General features: G+C 67.2%; 16 protein-coding genes. 6 read left to right on the top strand and 10 right to left on the bottom strand.

The window, feature by feature from the left end; translation table 11 throughout:
* Nucleotides 1-429: an HIT family protein gene (locus ACQCSU_RS05190; protein WP_426978623.1), complete on the bottom strand. Its 429-nt coding sequence runs from the start codon at nt 427-429 to the stop codon at nt 1-3.
* Complete coding sequence (locus ACQCSU_RS05195) at nt 426-1,583, bottom strand: NAD(P)-dependent alcohol dehydrogenase (RefSeq protein ID WP_426978624.1); 1,158 nt, start codon at nt 1,581-1,583, stop codon at nt 426-428. The genes ACQCSU_RS05190 and ACQCSU_RS05195 overlap by 4 nt, the downstream gene beginning before the upstream one ends.
* Before the next feature lie 207 nt (nt 1,584-1,790).
* On the opposite strand from ACQCSU_RS05195, the gene ACQCSU_RS05200 reads away from it, so the two are divergent.
* The gene (locus ACQCSU_RS05200; RefSeq protein WP_426978625.1) at nt 1,791-3,395 is read left to right on the top strand and encodes a DUF222 domain-containing protein; all 1,605 of its coding nucleotides are present in this window, start codon (nt 1,791-1,793) and stop codon (nt 3,393-3,395) included.
* A gap of 17 nt (nt 3,396-3,412) precedes the next feature.
* Here ACQCSU_RS05200 and ACQCSU_RS05205 read toward each other — a convergent pair whose 3' ends face one another.
* Nucleotides 3,413-4,279 carry a sulfurtransferase gene (locus ACQCSU_RS05205; protein WP_426978626.1) on the bottom strand — a complete coding sequence of 289 codons (867 nt, stop codon included), beginning with the start codon at nt 4,277-4,279 and terminating at the stop codon, nt 3,413-3,415.
* Nucleotides 4,280-4,343: 64 nt separating this feature from the next.
* Between ACQCSU_RS05205 and ACQCSU_RS05210 the strand changes: the two genes are divergently transcribed.
* The gene (locus ACQCSU_RS05210) at nt 4,344-5,438 is read left to right on the top strand and encodes a PLP-dependent cysteine synthase family protein (RefSeq protein ID WP_426978627.1); all 1,095 of its coding nucleotides are present in this window, start codon (nt 4,344-4,346) and stop codon (nt 5,436-5,438) included.
* A gap of 27 nt (nt 5,439-5,465) precedes the next feature.
* Here ACQCSU_RS05210 and ACQCSU_RS05215 read toward each other — a convergent pair whose 3' ends face one another.
* On the bottom strand, nt 5,466-6,122 hold the full coding sequence (locus tag ACQCSU_RS05215; RefSeq protein WP_426978628.1) for an MBL fold metallo-hydrolase: 657 nt from the start codon (nt 6,120-6,122) through the stop codon (nt 5,466-5,468).
* A gap of 104 nt (nt 6,123-6,226) precedes the next feature.
* On the opposite strand from ACQCSU_RS05215, the gene ACQCSU_RS05220 reads away from it, so the two are divergent.
* Together ACQCSU_RS05220 and ACQCSU_RS05225 are read left to right on the top strand one after the other, a co-directional pair.
* Complete coding sequence (locus tag ACQCSU_RS05220) at nt 6,227-6,688, top strand: Fur family transcriptional regulator (protein WP_426978629.1); 462 nt, start codon at nt 6,227-6,229, stop codon at nt 6,686-6,688.
* Nucleotides 6,689-6,869: 181 nt separating this feature from the next.
* Entirely contained in the window at nt 6,870-7,274 is a 405-nt protein-coding gene (locus ACQCSU_RS05225) for a VOC family protein (RefSeq protein ID WP_426978630.1), read from the top strand.
* Between the two features lie 31 nt (nt 7,275-7,305).
* Here the strand turns inward: ACQCSU_RS05225 and ACQCSU_RS05230 are convergent, their stop codons facing one another.
* The 6 genes from ACQCSU_RS05230 to ACQCSU_RS05255 form a co-directional block, all read right to left on the bottom strand.
* Entirely contained in the window at nt 7,306-8,196 is an 891-nt protein-coding gene (locus ACQCSU_RS05230) for a metal ABC transporter permease (RefSeq protein ID WP_426978632.1), read from the bottom strand.
* The gene (locus tag ACQCSU_RS05235) at nt 8,196-9,011 is read right to left on the bottom strand and encodes a metal ABC transporter ATP-binding protein (RefSeq protein ID WP_426978633.1); all 816 of its coding nucleotides are present in this window, start codon (nt 9,009-9,011) and stop codon (nt 8,196-8,198) included. Before ACQCSU_RS05235 ends, ACQCSU_RS05230 begins: the two co-directional genes overlap by 1 nt.
* Nucleotides 9,012-9,125: 114 nt before the next feature.
* Nucleotides 9,126-10,082: a metal ABC transporter solute-binding protein, Zn/Mn family gene (locus ACQCSU_RS05240; protein ID WP_426978634.1), complete on the bottom strand. Its 957-nt coding sequence runs from the start codon at nt 10,080-10,082 to the stop codon at nt 9,126-9,128.
* 104 nt (nt 10,083-10,186) lie between these two features.
* Nucleotides 10,187-11,248: a hemolysin family protein gene (locus ACQCSU_RS05245; protein ID WP_426978635.1), complete on the bottom strand. Its 1,062-nt coding sequence runs from the start codon at nt 11,246-11,248 to the stop codon at nt 10,187-10,189.
* A complete protein-coding gene (locus ACQCSU_RS05250) occupies nt 11,245-12,642 on the bottom strand; it encodes a hemolysin family protein (protein ID WP_426978636.1) in 1,398 nt (465 codons plus the stop codon). The genes ACQCSU_RS05245 and ACQCSU_RS05250 overlap by 4 nt, the downstream gene beginning before the upstream one ends.
* A gap of 308 nt (nt 12,643-12,950) precedes the next feature.
* On the bottom strand, nt 12,951-14,426 hold the full coding sequence (locus ACQCSU_RS05255) for a GuaB1 family IMP dehydrogenase-related protein (protein WP_426978637.1): 1,476 nt from the start codon (nt 14,424-14,426) through the stop codon (nt 12,951-12,953).
* Nucleotides 14,427-14,708: 282 nt separating this feature from the next.
* Here ACQCSU_RS05255 and ACQCSU_RS05260 point away from each other — a divergent pair, with 282 nt between their 5' ends.
* Entirely contained in the window at nt 14,709-18,515 is a 3,807-nt protein-coding gene (locus ACQCSU_RS05260) for a multifunctional oxoglutarate decarboxylase/oxoglutarate dehydrogenase thiamine pyrophosphate-binding subunit/dihydrolipoyllysine-residue succinyltransferase subunit (RefSeq protein WP_426978638.1), read from the top strand.
* A 130-nt stretch (nt 18,516-18,645) separates the two neighbouring features.
* Nucleotides 18,646-19,245 (top strand): GDSL-type esterase/lipase family protein, encoded by a 600-nt coding sequence (locus ACQCSU_RS05265; RefSeq protein ID WP_426978639.1) that lies wholly within the window; start codon nt 18,646-18,648, stop codon nt 19,243-19,245.
* Nucleotides 19,246-19,357 lie beyond the last annotated feature (112 nt).

Consider the following 19,357-nt stretch of genomic DNA (forward strand, 5'->3'; position numbering starts at 1 on the left):
TCAGGCGGCCGGGACGTGCTCCGCGTAGCCCGCCTTCCGCAGGCCTTCGCGGAGTTTCTCCGCGTTGGCGTCCAGTTTCACGGGTTCGGGGTGCTGGTCCGCCGAGCCGAAGTCGAAGTCAGCCATCGAGTTGGACGGCCAGACGTGCACGTGCAGGTGGTTGATTTCGTAGCCTGCCACAATCAGCCCGGCCCGGGCCGCATCAAAGATGTCGACCTGGACGGCGCCGATCTTGCGGGCCACCTCCATTACCCGCCCGAGCAGTTCCGGGGAAGCGTCCGTCCAGCGGTCCACTTCCTCGGTGGGTACTACGAGCGTGTGGCCATCGGCGAGCGGGCCCGCCGTCAGGAAGGCCACCACATCGTCCTCGCGCCAGACGAAGCGGCCGGGGATCTCGCCGTTGATGATCCTGGTGAAGAGAGTGCTCATACATCCGCCCTTTCCGAAGGTGACCCCAGGGTGCTGGCGTCCAAAACAAAACGGTACTTCACGTCGCCGGCCACCATGCGGTCATAGGCCTCGTTGAGCTGGTCCGCCCGGACCACTTCAACCTCGGACACCACGCCGTGTTCGGCGCAGAAGTCCAGCATCTCCTGGGTCTCGGCGATGCCGCCGATCAGCGAGCCGGCGTAGGCGATCCGGCGCGCGATCAGGGCCCCGGGGTTGACCGGCGGCATGTCCTCCGAGGGGAGTCCGAGCTGGAACAGGGCCCCGTCCAGGCGCAGGGTGCGGAAGTACGGGTTGAGGTCGTGGGGCGCGGCGACGGTGTCGATGATGACGTCGATGCTCCGGTTCGCGGCTTCCATCGCGGCCTCGTCGCGGGAGAGGATGACGTCATCCGCACCGAGTTCACGGGCGGCGGCGAATTTGGACTCCGAGGTGGTGAACACCTTCACTTCTGCGCCCATCGCCTTGGCGAGCTTCACGGCCATGTGTCCCAGGCCGCCCAGGCCGACGACGCCGACGACGTCGCCCTCCTCGACCTCGAAGTGGCGCAGCGGCGAGAAGGTGGTGATGCCCGCGCAGAGCAGCGGCGCCGCGGCGGCGGGGTCGAGGCTTTCCGGGACCCGCAACACGTAGCGGCGGTCCACCACGATGGAGCTGGCGTATCCGCCCTGCGTGACGGTGTCCCCGTTGCGGTGGTCCTTCGCGCCGTAGGTCCCCACCATGCCGTTCTGGCAATATTGCTCCAGGCCGTCCAGGCAGCTGCCGCATTCGCGGCAGGAATCGACCATGCAGCCGACGCCCACGCGCTCACCGGGGGTGAAGTCGTCGACGGCGGAGCCCACCCGGGCGACCCGGCCCACGATTTCGTGGCCAGGCACGAGCGGGTAGTTCTGGGCGCCCCATTCGCCGCGGGTGGCGTGGACGTCAGAGTGGCACAATCCGCAGAAATCGATGGCAATCTCGACGTCGTCTTCCTTCGGCGCGCGCCGGGCAACGGTCAAGGGGACGAGTCCGCTGTCGCTGGCGGTGGCGCCGTAAGCGGCTGCCCGGCGGGGCGCGTCAATGGCCTCGGACGGCGTGTCGAGAGTCGGGAGCGGCTGGGCAAAGGGCGGCGGTACGGGGCGTCCGGGAGTCATGTCTCGACGCTACCCCCGCGCGCCGGAACATGGCCAATCCCGAGCGCCCTTGGCGGACCGCGTTACCCACTCTTGGGCCGCTCCGTGGCCGATCCGATCCTTCCGGAATCCATACTCCGCCGCGACCACTCGTGTCAGGTGCTTCGGCGGTCCACATCGAAGGGCGTGAGGCCTGTTAATGTCACAGGTCACTGGAAGACTAATCCCATGGACGGCAATCGGGAGCCCGAAGTGGCTCGCAGCGCGGCAGCAGGAGGTGGAACTGTCACCGACGTGCTCCGTTCCCTGGGAGCCGTCCGCCTCTGCCACGCCGACGACGACGGCGGGGCCGGGCTGATCGACCAGCTCCGGCAGCTGGAGGATCTGAAGTCCGCCGCGGCCGCGCTGCAGGCCCGGATCACGGTCGCCTTCGCTGCCGCCCAGCGCCGCACCCGGCGCGCGCAGGGCGTTCCGGCGGCGGAGCTCGGCGCCGGGGTCGCGGCGCAGATCGCCCTGGCCCGGCGCGAATCCCCCGCCCGCGGCGGACGGCTCCTGGGCCTGGCGAAAGCCCTCGTCACCGAAATGCCGCACACCCTCACCGCCCTGCACACCGGCCAGCTCAACGAATGGCGCGCCACCCTCCTCGTGAAGGAAACCGCCTGCCTGTCCGCCGCGGACCGCTGCGCCGTCGACGCCCGGCTCGCCGCCGACACCGGCGCCTTCGCCGGCGCCGGCGACCGGGAGATCATCGCCGCCGCCCGGACCGCCGCCTACCGGCTGGACCCCCGCTCCGTCACCCAACGCGCCAGCCACGCCGCCACTGAACGGTACGTCAGCCTCCGCCCCGCACCGGACACCATGTGTTACCTCACCGCCCTGCTCCCCGTCGCTGAAGGCGTGGCCGCGTACGCGGCGCTGAGCCGGCATGCCGATTCGTTGCGCGCCGCCGGGGATCCGAGGGGCCGGGGCCAGCTCATGGCCGACGGCCTCGTCGAACGCCTCACCGGCACCCCCGGCGGGATCACCGGGATCGAGATCCAGCTCATCATGACCGACCGCACCCTCCTCCAGTCCGACAGCGAACCCGCCCGGCTCCCCGGCTACGGCATCGTCCCCGCCGGCTGGGCCCGGAACCTGATCAACGACACACGTGCCCAAAACGCCCACGCCGGGGACGCCGGCACGCGGGACGGCGCAGGCGGAGGCCCGGCCGGTGACGGCGCAGGCGGAGGCCCGGCCGGTGACGGCGCAGGCGGAGGTCCGGCCGGTGACGGCACGAGGTCCGGCCGTCGCCGCGGGGACGGCACAGGCGGCGACAAAGAAATGGACATCTGGCTCCGCCGGCTCTACACCGCACCGGCAACCGGCGGCCTCATCGCGATGGACTCCCGCGCCCGGCTCTTCCCCGCCGGACTCCGCCGCTACATCCAGGCCCGCGACGACACCTGCCGCACCCCCTACTGCGACGCCCCGATACGCCACCTGGACCACATCATCCCCTGGCATCAAGGCGGCCCCACCACCAACATCAACGGCGCCGGAACCTGCGAAGCGTGCAACCACACCAAGGAAAAGCCCGGCTGGAAAGCCCAGCCACGACCCGGGCCCGCCGGCACGAACGAACTCAGACACAGGCACACCCTCGAACTCACCACCCCCACCGGCCACAGCTACCACTCCACCGCACCACCTCTGCCGGGCACGGCCATGACCCGGGACCCGGGCGGACCTCCGGACACGGCGGACCCCGCCGATGGACGCCACAGGAGGGAACTCAGACACCGCGCGAAAGCACAAAAACGGCCGCGCCCCGTGAGGCAGCCAGCCGCATAGACGTTATCGCTTAGCCGTTATACCGAGTCCGCGGCGGTGCCGTCGGCGTAGGGCGCAGCGCCGGTCACGACGTCGTTCGAGGGATTGTTGGACCATTCGGAGAAGGAGCCCGGGTACAGGGCGGCCGGGAAACCGGCAATTTCCAGCGCCGCGATTTCGTGGGCCGCCGTCACCCCCGAACCGCAGTAGACCGCGGTGGAGACGTCCCGTGTCACACCGAGGCTGGTAAAGCGTTCGCGCAACCATTCGGCCGGCAGGAACCGGCCGTCCGCGCCGAGGTTGCCGGTGGTGGGCGCGCTCACGGCTCCCGGGATGTGGCCTGCGCGCGGGTCCACGGGTTCGATTTCCCCGCGGTACCGTTCCCCCGCCCGGGCGTCGAGCAGCAAGCCCTGCTGGCCCCAACTGGCCGCCCGCCCCGCGTCGATCGCGGGCATGGCACCGGCGGCCAGGACGACGTCGCCGGGCTCCGCTTGCCATTCGCCGCGTTCGACGTCGAATCCGGCGGCACGCCAGGCGGCCAGTCCGCCGTCGAGCAGGTAAACGTCCGCGAAACCCGCGTTCCGGAGCATCCACCAGAGCCTGGCGGCAGCCATGTTTCCGCTGTCGTCGTAGGCAACGACGACATCTCCACTGCGGACGCCCCAGGAGCGGACGGATGCCTGGAATTGCTCCAGGGAAGGGAGCGGGTGGCGGCCGCGGCTTGGATCCGCGGGGCCGGCCAGTTCGGTGGCGAGGTCCACGAAGACGGCGCCGGGGAGGTGCTCCGCCAGGTAATGTTCCCGGCCGTGCGGGTCACCGAGCGCCCAGCGCACATCCAGCAATACAGTGCGTCGGCCGGCATCCAGCCGGCCCTTCAGCGAATCTACATCCATGAGGGTCTGCATCCGCCAACTCTATCCGTGCGCGTCATCGTTGGCGCGCGGCCGCCGCGGGTAGGCTGGTGCGGTGATGAGAGAGCGCGCAAACGACCGGGCCTGGGCCGATGAAGCCATCCGCAGAATCAATGCCGAGAACAACCGCTCCGCCGACACCCACCTCTATTCCGTCCCGCTCCCGGAACATTGGGGAGTGCAGCTGTATCTCAAGGACGAGTCCACGCACCGTACCGGCAGCCTCAAGCACCGGCTGGCGCGCTCCCTGTTCCTTTTCGGCCTGGTCAACGGCTGGATCGCGGAAGGAACCACGATCGTGGAAGCGTCCAGCGGCAGTACGGCCGTCTCGGAAGCGTATTTTGCCCAGCTGCTGGGGCTGCCGTTCATCGCCGTGATGACCCGGACCACCAGCCGGGAAAAGATTGCCCTGATCGAGCAGTTCGGCGGGTCCTGCCTGCTGGTGGATCACGCGTCGGAGGTCTACGAGGCGGCCGCCGAACTGGCCAGGAGCAGCAACGGCCACTACATGGACCAGTTCACCTACGCCGAGCGGGCCACGGACTGGCGGGGGAACAACAACATCGCCGAGTCGATCTTCGGCCAGCTCGCCCTGGAAGAGCACCCGATCCCGCGCTGGATTGTCGTGGGCGCCGGGACCGGAGGAACGAGCGCCACGATCGGCCGGTACCTCCGCTATCACCGCCACGATACGGAGCTGGCGGTCGTGGACCCGGAGAACTCGGCGTTCCATCCCGCGTGGCTGGCCGGCGGCGATGTCGGCACCGGTGCAGCCGGCGTCGCCGGGCTCCCGTCGCGGATCGAGGGCATCGGCCGGCCCCGGATGGAACCAAGCTTTGTCCCCACAGTGATCGACCACATGATCCAGGTCCCGGACGCAGCGTCGGTGGCGGCGATGCGTCACCTTCGGCATTTCGCCGGGTTGCACGCGGGCCCGTCCACCGGCACGAACCTCTGGGGCGTGTGGCAGCTCATCGCCGGGATGATCGCCGAAGGACGGCGCGGCAGCGTTGTGTCCTTGATGTGCGACGGCGGTGACCGCTATGCCGGCAACTATTACAACCCGGACTGGCTGCAGGCCCAGGGGCTGGACCCCGAACCGTACGAGGCCGCCGTCCGCGAGTTCTTCGCGAGCGGGGTCTGGCCGGCCTAGACTTCCCCAGGGGGGCCTCCGTGCGGGTTAGACCTCCACCGTGTCCCCGCTGGAGAGGTGGCGATATTCGGTGCCGTACTTGGCGCCGATCCGCGTCACGTGTCCCTCAACGAGGCCCAGCCCGCTCTGGTTGAGCAGGGCGTCGTGGATCGGGAACGCCTTGGGTGCCCGGACGCCGATCACGAAGTCCACCACCTCGCCCACCTTGTTCCACGGCGCGTGGATCGGCACGAGCAGGGTCCGGACGTCCACGCCGTCGGGTATCGCGAAGGAGTCCCCCGGGTGATAGACGTTGGAATCCACCAGATAGCCCACATTCGCCACCACCGGAATCTGGGGATGGATCAGGGCGTGCTGGCCGCCGAAACTCCGGATGGCGAAGCCTGCGGCGTCAAACTCCTCGCCGGGGGCCACGGCATGGATCCGATCCGCAGCGCTGTCCGCTTTGCCGCGCAACTGCCCCGCGACCCCCGCCGGCGCGAAGAGCTGCAGCGAGTCGCTGCCCACCAGGGCGGCAACGACGGCGTCGACGTCGACGTGGTCCGCGTGCTCGTGCGTGATCAGCACGGCGTCCGCACCGGCCAGCGCCTGCTCCGTCTCCGAGAACGTCCCCGGGTCGAGCACCAGCACCTTGCCGTCCTTCTCGAGGCGGACACATGCGTGCGTGAATTTCGTCAGCTTCATCGGGCCAGCCTAGGGATCGGTCGTCGCGGTGTCCACGCCCCCGGCTGGTAATCTTGGACATTGCCAGCACCCCAAACGAAACCGACAGTGAAACGAGTTCCACAATGTCCCAGGGCGCCACAGCCGACGGCAACCGGACACCGGCCCCCGCTCCCGCCGCGGGTAAGGAACAGCGTGTCACCAAGCAGCGCCTCGCGGTCAGCGCCGCCCTGGACGAACTGGCAGACTTTGTCAGCACCCAGGAGCTGTACCGCATCCTGCAGGAGCGGGGCACCTCGGTTTCCCTTGCCACGTCGTACCGGATCCTGCAGTCCCTTGCCGATGACGGTCTGGTAGACGTCCTTCGGAGCGCCGATGGCGAGGCGGTCTACCGGCGCTGCGCTGTCACCGGCCACCACCACCACCTGCTCTGCCGCAATTGCGGGAAGGCCGTCGAGGTCGAGGCACCCGCGGTGGAAGCCTGGGCCGCGCGGATCGCCAAAGAGCACGGCTTCACCGCTGTGGAACACACCGTGGAGATCTTCGGGCTATGCCCGGAGTGCACGGCCCGGCAGTCCGGGATATAGCCAAGGTCTTACCGGCGGCGCGGCAACTCAGTCCCTGCTGAACCGGATGTGGCCAGCACCGACGCGGTCAACGGCGGGACAGGTCCGGCGGGACAGGTCCGTCGGGACAGAACACAGCAGCGAAACGTGCGCACCGCTCACCATGCCTTGACATGGCGCCCTAGAGTGGTGCCATCACGCAGTGGTTTCCCGTACCGGGATTGGAGATTTCATGACAGCAATAGCCCGCCTGGCCGCAGTTTCCGTCGATTGTGCAGACCCCGCCGTGCTGTCGGACTTCTACCGACGGCTGCTCGATGCGGAAGTGTTCTTCGAGTCTGACGATTTCGTTGCACTCAAAGGTGCGGGGGTGATGCTGACATTGCAGCGCGTGCAGAACTACCGTCCGCCTGAATGGCCCGGGGACGTTTCACCCAAGCAGCTCCATCTTGAGTTTGCTGTTGACGATCTTGACGCTGCTGAACAGCAGGTTATTTCGCTCGGCGCCCGTCGCGCTGGCGTCCAGCCCTCGCCGGACCGCTGGAGGGTCCTGCTTGATCCGGCTGGGCACCCTTTCTGCCTGATGCACCCGATTCCCGGCGCCTGACCCCGTTCGGCGCCTGACCCCGTTCACTGTCTCAGGCCGTCGGGACCGGGGCGCCCCGCAGCACCCGCCCGTTCATTCCACGCTTGGCCCGGATGCCGCCGATGGCACGGCAGACCACGTAGATCAGGAACGACAGCGTGGTGACATAGGGGCTGATGGGGAGCCGGCCGCCGAGGGCCAGCATGATGCCGCCCACCGTCGCCGTCACGGCGAACACCACGCTGAGGAGCACCACCAGCCGGGGCGATGACGTCACCCGCAAGGCCGCAGCCGCAGGCGTGATCAGCAGCGCCAGGACCAGCAGCGCGCCGACAATCTGGATGGAAAGCGCCACGCTGAAGCCCAACAGCAGCATGAATCCGAGGGCGAGGGCCCGGACCGGCACGCCCCGGGCCGCGGCGACGTCGGGATCGACACTTGCAAAGGTCAGCGGCCGCCAGATGGTGATCAGGGCCAGCATCACGACGACGGCGGCGACGGCCAGCACCTGCAGCTGGACGGTCCCGACAGACACGATCTGCCCGGTGAGCAGGCCGAACTTGTTGGCGGCGCGGCCTTCATACAGCGAAAGGAACAGGATGCCCAGGCCCAGGCCGAAGGGCATGAGCACGCCGATGGTCGAATTCTTGTCCCGGGCGCGGACCCCCATCAGGCCCAGCAGCAGGGCCGCCACCACCGACCCCAGCAAGGAACCGAGCACGACGTCCATGCCGATCAGCAGGGCGAAGGCCGCACCGGCAAAGGAGAGCTCGGAGATGCCGTGTACCGCGAACGCCAGGTCCCGCTTCATCACGAAGGTCCCGACCAGGCCTCCCAACAGTCCCAGGACAGCCCCGGCCCAGATCGAATTCTGGACCAGCGCGAGCAGTTCGCCGTAGTTCTCGAAATTGAAGATGGAATTGAGTATGTTCTCGAGGTCCATTAGCCGACCTCCCCTGCAACCGCGTGCGCATCCTCGTGGTGGTGCGTGGTGGCATCCGGAACGCCCATCACGACCATCCGGCCGTTGGCGAGGATGACTTCGACATGGCTGCCGTAAAGATCGGACAGGACCTCGGTGGTCATCACTTCCTCCGGCCTGCCCACGCGGAAGCGTCCGCCGGCCAGGTAAAGCACCGTGTCGACGTAGTCCACGATGGGGTTGATCTCATGCGTTACGAACACCACGGCGCTTTTCTGCTCGCGGCACTGGTTGTTGATCAGGCCGCTGACCGCCTGCTGGTGCTGCAGGTCGAGGGACAGCAAGGGCTCATCGCAGAGCAGTACTTTCGGGTCCGTGGCGAGGGCCTGGGCCACCCGCAGCCGCTGCTGCTCGCCGCCGGAGAGCTGCCCCACCGGCACCTTGGCATAGTCTTCGGCACCCACGAGCTCGAGCAGCCGGTCGATCTTCCGGTCCGCCCGGGCAGCACCGAGGCGCACTCCCCAGCGGTGGCCGTCGACGCCGAGGCCGACGAGGTCGCGGGCACGCAACGGGGTGTCCGCATCAAACGATTTCTGCTGCGGGATGTAGCCGATCCGCCGGCTGCCGCGTTCGACGGGGCGGCCGTCGAGTATGGCCGTTCCGGAGCTGAGCTCCTGCATTCCGAGGAGCACCTTGAGGAAGGTCGTTTTGCCGCTCCCATTGGGGCCGAGGACGGCGAAGAATTCACCCTGGTTGATGTCCAGGTCCAGGTTCTCCCAGAGGGTCCGTTTGCCGAACGTGAGGGACGCACCGCGGAGGCTCACTACGGGTGTCAACTTGGATTTCCTCGATTTCTGCGTGACTCGTTCTGCTCACGCTGTCCCGATAATCTTAGGCCCCGGCTTTCCGGGGCCCGGTCATTCCGACGGCGATGGTGGCCCGGGCTGTCCTCAGGACAGCGGCTTGCCGATGGCGTCCACGTTGTCCGCCATCCACTGCAGGTACGTCTTGCCGTCCGGCAGCGTCTCACTGAAGTTCAGCACCGGAACGCCCGACGCCGCAGCGGCATCCTTCAGCGCCACCGTCTGCGGGCCCTCGGTCTGCAGGTTGTAGGCCAGCAGCCTGATGCCGCCGGAGCGGACAAGGTCGACGGCGGACTTCAGCACGGCGGGCGGAACGTCCGAACCGGATTCAATGGCCGACATGTACTCGGCGGGGGTCTTGTTTTCCAGTCCGGCCGCCTCCAGCAGATACAACGGCACGGGCTCAGTGACGGCAACCGCCCCCGGGCCCGACGCCGCCTTGATCGTGGCCAGCTTGGCTTCAAGGCCGGCGAGCGAGTCCTTGAAGGCGGCCGCGTTGGTACGGAAGGTCCCGGCAGAGGACGGTTCCAGCTCGCCGAGCTTGGCGGCGACGGCGTCGGCGAGCCGTGCCATGGCCGGCAGGCTGTACCAGACGTGCTCGTTGAAGCCGGCGTGGTCGTGGCCGTCCGCGCTGGCGGTGCCTCCGCTGCCGGCGTCGGCGCTCTCCAGCCCGGAAAGCTCGACGGCGTTCAGCACGTTGGCCTGGTCCAGCCCGGTATCGTCCGCCAGCTTATGGATGAAATCGTCGTAGCCGCCGCCGTTCTCCACGACCAGTTCGGCCTTGGAAACCGCCAGCTTGTCCTGGGTGGTCGCCTCGTAGGAGTGCGGGTCCTGGCTGGTGCGGGTGATGACGGAGTTGACGCGCACCTTGTCGCCGCCGATGGTGCTGACGATGTCGCCGTACACGCTCGTGGACGCGACGACCTCAACGACCCCCTCCCCGGCGGTCCCCCGGGTGCTCCCCGCCGTCGGACTGCAGGCCGTCAGCATCACGCTGAGGCCGGCAACGGCGGTAACTATGGCACGGGCAGCAGGACGACGCACGGGGAACCTCGGATCTGTTATTGAGAATCAGGAGCATTAGCAACAGCCACGAGTCTATCCCTAAATGGGAATCATTCCCATTTAGGGTAATAGCACGCCGCTGCCTAGTCCTGGCCGAGCCGCCGGTAACCGGTGGCCTGGGTGGCGTCCCGGATCTCGCCGACGAGCTGCTCAATGACGTCCTCGAGGAACAGGACGCCCTGAGTGTGCCCGTCCGGCCCGATCACACGGGCGAGGTGCGAGCCCGTCCGCTGCATGACGGACATGGCCTTCTCGATCTCATCGTCCATTGAGAGGTTCGCCAGGGAACGGATGCGGCTTTCGGCGATCGGCTGGTGATAGGCCGCGTCGGGGATGGACAGCACGTCCTTGATGTGGAGGTAGCCCGAAAGCATGCCGTCGTCATCGAGCATCGGAAATCGGGAGAAACCCGTCCGGCTCACAGCCTTCTCGAACTCCACCGGCGTGGTGTTTGCCTTCAGCATCACGAGCTTGTCGAGTGGGACCATCACGCGGGACGCGGTGTGTTCCGAGAACTCCAGCGCGCCGGTGATCAGCCCGGCGTCGTCATCCACCAGGCCATGACGGGTGGATTCCTGCACAATCGACTGGACTTCCTCCAGCGTGAAGGAGGAGGTGACCTCGTCCTTCGGCTCGATCCGCATGAGCTTGAGGATGTGGTTCGCGGCCCAGTTCAGGGACACGATCACAGGCCTCACCGCCCGGGCGATGAACATCAGCGGCGGCGCGAGAAGCAGGGCCGCCTTGTCCGCGACGGAAACCGAGATGTTCTTCGGGACCATTTCGCCGAAGGTGACGTGCAGGAAAGTGACGGCCAGCAGCGCGATGGCAAAGGCCACGACGTCGGCGATTTCCACCGGGATGCCCACCGCCCCGAGCGGCACGGCCATCAGGTGGTGGATTGCCGGTTCCGCAACCTGCAGGATCAGCAGGGAGCAGACCGTGATGCCCAGCTGGGCGCAGGCCAGCATCAGGGAGACGTTTTCCATCGCCCGCAGGGTAGTCTGTGCGCGCTTGGACCCGGCCTCGGCCAGCGGCTCGATCTGGCTCCGCCGGGCGGACATGACCGCAAATTCCGCCGCCACGAAGAAGGCGTTGCCGACCAGCAGGACGACGAGCCAGAGAATTCCTACCCAGTCGCTCATGCGGCACCGACCTGGCCGGACTTCTGGTTCTCGCCATGATCCTCGCCATGGCCCTCGCCGTGGTCCTCGCCGTGGTCTTCGCCATGCTCCTGGCCGTGGGCGCGGGCGGGCTTGAAGCAGATCCGGTCGATCCTGCGCCCGTCCATGCGGGTCACGCTCAGCGTCCCGCCGCCGACCTCGACGGCGTCCCCCACGGACGCGATGCGGCCCAGCTGGGTCATGACGTACCCTCCCACCGTTTCGTAGGCAGCCTCGTCGGGCACGGTCAGGCCCGGGATCTGTTCGGAGAGTTCATCGGGACGCAGCAGTCCCGGGAAGTACCAGTCCCCCGAGGCGCTCTGCAACAGCCCCGGACGGACCTTGTCATGTTCATCGGCCACTTCCCCGACGATTTCCTCCACGAGATCCTCGAGCGTGGCAATGCCGGCGGTTCCGCCGTATTCGTCGAGGACCACGGCCAGCTGGAGGTTGCCTTCGCGCAGTTCCGCCAGCAGGGCATCCAGGTGGATGGTTTCCGGCACCCGGAGCACATCGGTCATGATGGCGCCGGCCTCCAGGTTGGCGCGCCGGTCAGACGGCACGGCGATGGCCTTCTTGATATGCACAACGCCACGGATGTCATCGGAGGAGTCCCCGATAACAGGGAAGCGCGAGTAGCCCGTGCGCCGGGCGGCTTCCACGATGTCCGAGACCGGCTGGTCGGCGTCGATCGTTTCGACGCGGATGCGGGGCGTCATCACGTCCGCCGCCGTCCGGCCCGAAAACTTCAGCGTCCTCGCGATGAAGTTGGCGGTCCCTGCGTCAAGGGTTCCCATCGCCGCCGAGCGGCGGACAAGGGATGCCAGTTCGGCCGGAGTGCGGGCGCCGGAGATTTCCTCCTTGGCCTCAAGTCCGAAGACGTTGAGGACCTTGTTGGAGAAGCCGTTGAGCACCACGATGGCGGGTTTGAAGATGGCTGTGAAGACCAACTGGGGTCGGGCGAGGGCCTTGCCGATCGGAAATGACAGCGCAATGGCCATGTTCTTCGGCACCAGTTCGCCGATCAGCATGGAGAGCAGGGTGGTCAGAGTCATCGCGACCACCAGCGAGATGGAAATGGCCGCGGCTTCGGGGACCCCGACGGCGGCCAGCGGCACTTCGAGCAGCTTGCCGACGGATGGCTGCATGACGAATCCGGTCAGCAGCGTGGTCATGGTGATGCCCAGCTGGCAGCTGGAGAGCTGTGTGGACAGGGACTTGAGGCATTTGAGCAGCGGTGCGGCAGCAGGATCCCCGTTTTCCACGGCCCGCTGGACGGTGGACTGATCGAGGGCGACCAGGGAGAATTCAACGGCAACGAAAAAGCCCGTGCCGAGGATGAGCAGCAGGCCTACTGCCAGAAGGAACCATTCCATTTAGCGGCCTGCTTCCGGAGCAGCGGCACAGTGTGGGTGCTCGTGGAATCGGCCCGGCGGAGGATGGTCGGCATGAGCCGACCCTGTTTCCTGGAAGGCTCCGGATGGGTGTGGGGCCGGAGAATGATGGGCACGTGTTCGGGGTTTGCCGGCTCTACGGGTGGACTGCGCGGTAACGTTTTCCGTTCTCCGCTGACAGCCCCCAGGCCGGCACCTAGATTTACTGTCCATGAGAAGTTCAGTCTACAGGAGCGGCTGCCGCCGGCCGTCACGTGACGGCCGGCGGCAGCTTCAGCCGGCAGTGCACATCACCAGCTTTGCGGAACCGGGCGGCCCTCCTCGTAGCCCGCAGCGGACTGGATCCCCGCGACGGCGCGTTCCCGGAACGCGGCCAGGTCTGCGGCACCGGCGTAGCTCATGGAGCTGCGGAGCCCGGCGGTGATCATGTCGAGCAGGTCTTCGACGCCGGGCCGGGCCGGGTCCACGTACATGCGCGAGGTGGAGATGCCCTCCTCGAACAGGGCCTTGCGGTCCTTTTCGAAGGCACCCTCGCGCTGGTTGCGGTTCTGTACAGCCCGGGCCGAGGCCATGCCGAAGCTTTCCTTGAACTGCCTGCCGCCGGCATCCAGCTGCAGGTCCCCCGGGCTCTCGTGCGTGCCGGCGAACCAGGAGCCGATCATGACCTGGCTGGCCCCAGCCGCCAGGGCCAGGGCGACGTCGCGCGGGTAGCGGACGCCGCCGTCGGCCCAGACCCGGCCGCCGGCCGCGCGGGCGGCGGCGGAACATTCCAGCACGGCGGAGAACTGCGGGCGGCCCACCGCCGTCATCATCCGGGTGGTGCACATGGCGCCGGGTCCGACGCCGACCTTGACGATGTCTGCCCCGGCCTCGATGAGCTCCCGGGTCGCGTCGGCGGTGACCACGTTGCCCGCCACCACCGGAACGCCGGGATTGAGGCCCTTGACCGCGGCCAGAGCGTCGAACATTTTCTGCTGGTGGCCGTGCGCGGTGTCGAGCACCAGGACGTTGACTCCGGCGGCGAGGAGCTCCGCCGCCCGTCCGGCGACGTCACCGTTGATCCCGACGGCGGCGGCCACCTTAAGCCTCCCGGAGTCATCCAGCGAGGGCCGGTACAGGGTGGAGCGCAGGGCTCCCTGCCGGGTCAGCACTCCGCTCAGGACACCGCCCTGCTGCACCGGCGCGTAGTCGGTGCCGGCGGCGTCCATCGCGTCAAAAGCGCGGCGGAGTGCCGTTTCCGGTCCGGAGCCACTCCCGCCGTCGAAGGCGCCTTCGAACAGCGCCGCGTCCAGCACGAGCGGCTGGTGCCGGACCACAGAGGCCAGCGACGCGAAACGGTCCTGGCCCTCGCAGTCGGCCGCGCGGATCACGCCGGCCACGGCGCCGGCCTCGTCCACTACGGTCACGGCGCCGTGCGGCCGCTTGCCCATCAGGTGCAGCGCGTCGATGACCGTGTCAGCGGGCGAGAGCGTGACGGGCGTCTCGAGGACCGGATGACGGGTCTTGATCCAGGCGGTGACGTCCCGGATCACATCAAGCGGCACGTCCTGCGGCAGGACGGCGAGTCCGCCGCGGCGGGCCATGGTTTCCGCCATCCGTTTGCCGGTCACCGCCGTCATATTCGCGGCCACGAGGGGAATCGCCGAACCTGTTCCGTCATCTGCGGCCAGGTCCACGTCCAGCCGCGAGGTGATATCGGAACGGGAGGGCACCAGGAAGATGTCCGAATACGTCAGGTCGGTGGTGGGCTCAGTCAGAAATCGCACGCTGCTCCTTGGTAGGCACTCTCAGTGCTTAGGGTTCTTCTTGCGATTCTAGGCGAGCATCCGCCTGCCTGCGGAACGGCTCCGGATGCTGCCCTGGGAGGCGACTTCGCGAACGTTCCCGATGACTTCATGATTTGAGTCGACCTTATTGGCGGTTTGGGAAGGATCGTCACTAGACTGGCAGGGGTCTGGGTTCACTGGACGCGGAGACTGGTTCAATCGTCGTGCTGATGCACCGTGGAAGCCAGTGGGAATCAAACTCATGGAAGAGGCGTATTTCAAGTGCCAGAGCAGCCTAGCCACCGTCTACCAGAGGAATTTGGCGGAAACGAGTGGCTCGTTGACGAACTGTACGAGCGTTACCAGCAGGACAAGAACACGGTTGATGCCAAGTGGTGGCCGCTGTTCGAATCCTTCGACGCCGGCGACGGTTCCTCCACCAACGGGACCTCGGGTGCAGCGCCTGTTGCGCACCCGGCCACTCGCGAACTTCCTGTTGTAGCTCCTGCTGCCGCATCGCCGGCGGTACCTGCGCCGGCGGCCCCGGTAGTACCTGCAACGGCGGCCCCGGCTCCCGCCGCCGCCCAGAGGTCCCCGGCCACTGTCGCCCGGGACGGCGCCAAGACCACTAAGACCACTGAGGCCGGACCCGGCACCCAGCCGATCCCGGCCCAGCTGCCCAAGAACATCAAGGCCCCGACCGCACCGGAAGAGGACGTCGTCTCCGTCCTCCGCGGCCCGGCCAAGGCCATCGCCACCAACATGATCACCAGCCTGGAAGTTCCGACCGCCACGAGCGTCCGGGCGATTCCGGCGAAGCTGCTGATCGACAACCGCGTGGTCATTAACTCCAACCTCGCCCGCGCCCGTGGCGGCAAGGTCTCCTTCACGCACCTGATCGGCTACGCCGTCATCCGTGCCCTGTCCCAGTTCCCCTCGATGAACGTCTATTACGACGAGATCGACGGCAAGCCGGTCGCGGTACAGCCCGCCCACGTGAACTTCGGCATCGCCATCGACATGCCGAAGCCGGACGGCACCCGCCTGCTCATGGTGCCCAACATCAAGAAGGCGGAGACGCTCAACTTCTCCGAGTTCTGGCACACCTACGAGGACCTGATCAAGCGTGCCCGTGCCGGCAAGCTGACTGCGGACGACCACTCCGGCACCACGGTCTCACTGACCAACCCGGGTGGAATCGGCACCGTGCACTCTGTGCCGCGACTGTCCAAGGGCCAGGCCGCCATCATCGGCGTCGGTGCACTGGATTACCCGGCGGAGTTCCAGGGCGCCAGCGAGAAGATCATCGCGCAGAACGCCATCAGCAAGGTCCTCACGCTGACCTCCACCTATGACCACCGCGTCATCCAGGGTGCCGGCAGCGGCGAGTTCCTCAAGCTCGTGCACCAGCTCCTGCTGGGTGCCCAGAACTTCTACGACGACATCTTCGAATCCCTGCGCATCCCGTACGAGCCCGTGCGCTGGAGCCCGGACCTGCAGGTGGACCCGGCGGACGAAATCAACAAGGTCGCCCGGATCCAGCAGCTGATCCACGCCTACCGCGTCCGCGGCCACCTCATGGCGGACACCGATCCGCTCGAGTACGTCCAGCGCAAGCACCCGGACCTCGACGTCCTGACCTACGGCCTGACCCTGTGGGACCTGGACCGCGAATGGCCCACCGGCGGCTTTGGCGGCAAGCCGATGCTCAAGTTCCGTGACATCCTCGGCGTCCTCCGCGACGCCTACTGCCGCACTGCGGGCATCGAGTACATGCACATCCAGGAACCGGCCGAGCGCAAGTGGTTCCAGGACCAGATCGAGCACAAGTACTCCAAGCCGAGCCGCGACGAGCAGCTGCGCATCGTCTCCAAGCTCAACGCCGCCGAGGCCTTCGAGACCTTCCTGCAGACGAAGTTCGTCGGCCAGAAGCGATTCTCCCTGGAGGGCGGCGAATCCCTGATTCCGCTGCTGGACGCCATCATCTCCGATGCGGCCGACGACCAACTCGACGAAGTGGCGATCGGCATGGCCCACCGCGGCCGGCTCAACGTGCTCACCAACATCGCCGGCAAGACCTACGCCCAGGTCTTCCGCGAATTCGAAGGCACCCAGGATCCGCGCTCCGTGCAGGGCTCCGGTGACGTGAAGTACCACCTCGGCACCGAGGGCACCTTCAGCTCGGACAACGGCAAGGAGACGAAGGTCTACCTCGCCGCCAACCCGTCCCACCTCGAAGCTGTGGACCCCGTCCTCGAAGGCATTGTCCGCGCCAAGCAGGACCGCCTGGACCAGGGCGAGGCCTTCCCTGTGCTGCCGATCATGGTGCACGGCGACGCCGCCTTCGCAGGCCAGGGCGTGGTGGCGGAAACGCTCAACCTCTCCCAGCTGCGCGGCTACCGCACCGGCGGCACCATCCACATCGTGGTCAACAACCAGGTCGGCTTCACCACCGCCCCGTCGTCGTCGCGCTCCTCCACCTACTCCACGGACGTCGCCAAGATGATCCAGGCACCGGTGTTCCACGTGAACGGCGATGACCCGGAGGCCGTGGTCCGGATCGGCCAACTCGCCTACGAGTTCCGCCAGCGCTTCCACAAGGACGTTGTCATCGACATGGTCTGCTACCGGCGCCGCGGGCACAACGAGGGCGACGACCCCTCGATGACGCAGCCGCTGATGTACAACCTGATCGAAGCCAAGCGTTCGGTGCGCAAGCTCTACACCGAATCCCTGATCGGCCGCGGTGACATCACCGAGGAAGAAGCCGAGCAGCTGCTGCGCGACTACCAGGAACGCCTGGAGCGCGTCTTCGCGGAAACCCACGCTGCCCAGACCTCCCCGATTCCGATCATCACGGCCGATTCCGCTGCGGTCTCGGACCTCGAGCGACCGATGGCCCAGCAGGCGGACACCGGGACCAACGCCCCGGCCTCAACCGCGATTTCCGCCGAGACGCTGGCCCGCATCGGCAAAGCCCACACCGAGATTCCCGGGGGCTTCACCGTCCACGCCAAACTCAAGCAGCTGCTGGAGAAGCGTGAGCAGATGTCCCGCGAGGGCGGCATTGACTGGGGCTTCGGCGAGATCGCGGCCTTCGGCTCGCTCATCATGGAAGGCGTCCCCGTCCGGCTCGCCGGCCAGGACTCGCGCCGCGGCACCTTCGTCCAGCGGCACGCAGTCTTCCATGACCGTGCCAACGGTGACGAGTGGCTGCCCCTGGCCCACCTGTCGGACAGCCAGGCCAAGCTCTGGATCTACGACTCGCTGCTTTCGGAATACGCCGCGATGGGCTTCGAATACGGGTACTCGGTGGAACGACCGGACGCCCTCGTGCTCTGGGAGGCTCAGTTTGGCGACTTCGTCAATGGTGCGCAGACCATCATCGACGAGTTCATCTCCTCGGCCGAACAGAAGTGGGGCCAGCGCTCCTCTCTCGTACTGATGCTGCCGCACGGCTACGAAGGCCAGGGGCCTGACCACTCCTCCGCCCGGATCGAACGCTTCCTGCTGATGTGCGCCGAAGAGAACATGATCGTGGCCAACCCCACGACGTCGGCCTCGCACTTCCACCTGTTGCGCCGCCAGGCGTACAGCCGGCCGCGCAAGCCGCTCATCATCTTCACCCCGAAGCAGCTGCTCCGCCTCAAGGCCGCAGCGTCTTCGGTGGAGGACTTCACCACGGGTTCCTTCCGGACGGTCATCCCCGAACACGAGCAGCTGCAGGCGGACGCCGTCGAGCGGGTGCTGCTCGTCTCCGGCCGCCTGTACTACGATCTGCTGTCCACCCGGCAGAAGACCGAGGACACGACGACGGCGATCGTCCGCGTCGAGCAGCTCTACCCGCTGCCCGCCGCCGAGATCGCCGCGGAGCTGGCCAAGTACCCGAACGCCGAAGTTGTCTGGGCACAGGACGAGCCGGCCAACCAGGGTCCGTGGCCGTTCATCGGGCTCAACCTGCCGGACGCCCTCGACCGCCAGGTGCGCCTCGTGTCCCGTCCTTCCTCGGCTTCCACCGCGGCGGGGTCGATGAAGCGTCACTCGGCCGAGCAGGACGCCCTGCTCAAGCAGGCATTCGCACGTAAGTAGGGTCATTGCTTGCCCGGCCGGAGATGGAAACACGCAACTCCGGCCGGGCAGCTTTGTTTAACCGTCTGTGTTTAATTGACGCCGTCTAAATGACGCTGATCAGTTGACGCTTTGGACTGAAGAGGTAGTCGTGGAAGATCGAAAGCTGCGGATCGCAGCCGTTGGCGATGAACTGCTGGCCGGGCTCGGTGATCCCCGCGCGCTGGGCTGGCTGGGCCGTGTGCTGGCCCGCACGCCGCAGGACGGCCTGGTCATGGAAAGCTACTCCCTGCCGTGCCCGCAGGAAGGCACCGAAGGGCTGGCCGCGCGCTGGCTCGAGGAGGCCGGCCGCCGCTTCAGCGCCCACCACGAGAACCGCCTGGTGATCGGGCTCTCCGGCCGCGACATTGAATTCGGGCTCTCCACGGCCCGCAGCCGGCTGAACCTGGCGAACATCCTGGACTCAGCCTCGCAGAACAAAATCGAGGTCTTCGTCGTCGGGCCGCCGCCCACGCTCGATCCGACGCAGAACCGCCGGCTGGGCGATCTGAACACCGCGTTCGCCGATGTCACCACGCGCCGCAAACACCTGTATGTGGACACCTTCTCGCCGCTCTTGAACCACGAACAGTGGCGCCAGGACCTTGCCGCCAACGGCGGCACCCCCGGCCAGGCCGGCTACGGGCTGATGGCGTGGCTCGTGCTGCACCGCGGCTGGTTCCAATGGCTGGGCATGGACGCGCCGGAGTAGACCAGCGCCGCCCCTCCTCCCCTCCAGGCAATCTTGCGATATATCTTGACCGTGACGAAGAGGCGATATAGCGTGGCATCCATAGACACGATATATCGTAAACGCCTCGCAC

Origin of the sequence: Pseudarthrobacter sp. O4, assembly GCF_050157025.1 — a bacterium.
Taxonomy (GTDB): Bacteria; Actinomycetota; Actinomycetes; order Actinomycetales; family Micrococcaceae; genus Arthrobacter.

What these genes read in the sequence shown, in the direction of transcription:
- ACQCSU_RS05200 (WP_426978625.1), top strand. Translation starts at nt 1,791, where the DNA reads ATGGACGGCAATCGGGAGCCCGAAGTGGCTCGCAGCGCGGCAGCAGGA.
- ACQCSU_RS05190 (WP_426978623.1), bottom strand. Translation starts at nt 429, where the DNA reads ATGAGCACTCTCTTCACCAGGATCATCAACGGCGAGATCCCCGGCCGC.
- ACQCSU_RS05195 (WP_426978624.1), bottom strand. Translation starts at nt 1,583, where the DNA reads ATGACTCCCGGACGCCCCGTACCGCCGCCCTTTGCCCAGCCGCTCCCG.
- ACQCSU_RS05250 (WP_426978636.1), bottom strand. Translation starts at nt 12,642, where the DNA reads ATGGAATGGTTCCTTCTGGCAGTAGGCCTGCTGCTCATCCTCGGCACG.
- ACQCSU_RS05245 (WP_426978635.1), bottom strand. Translation starts at nt 11,248, where the DNA reads ATGAGCGACTGGGTAGGAATTCTCTGGCTCGTCGTCCTGCTGGTCGGC.
- ACQCSU_RS05230 (WP_426978632.1), bottom strand. Translation starts at nt 8,196, where the DNA reads ATGGACCTCGAGAACATACTCAATTCCATCTTCAATTTCGAGAACTAC.
- ACQCSU_RS05210 (WP_426978627.1), top strand. Translation starts at nt 4,344, where the DNA reads ATGAGAGAGCGCGCAAACGACCGGGCCTGGGCCGATGAAGCCATCCGC.
- ACQCSU_RS05215 (WP_426978628.1), bottom strand. Translation starts at nt 6,122, where the DNA reads ATGAAGCTGACGAAATTCACGCACGCATGTGTCCGCCTCGAGAAGGAC.
- ACQCSU_RS05220 (WP_426978629.1), top strand. Translation starts at nt 6,227, where the DNA reads ATGTCCCAGGGCGCCACAGCCGACGGCAACCGGACACCGGCCCCCGCT.
- ACQCSU_RS05205 (WP_426978626.1), bottom strand. Translation starts at nt 4,279, where the DNA reads ATGCAGACCCTCATGGATGTAGATTCGCTGAAGGGCCGGCTGGATGCC.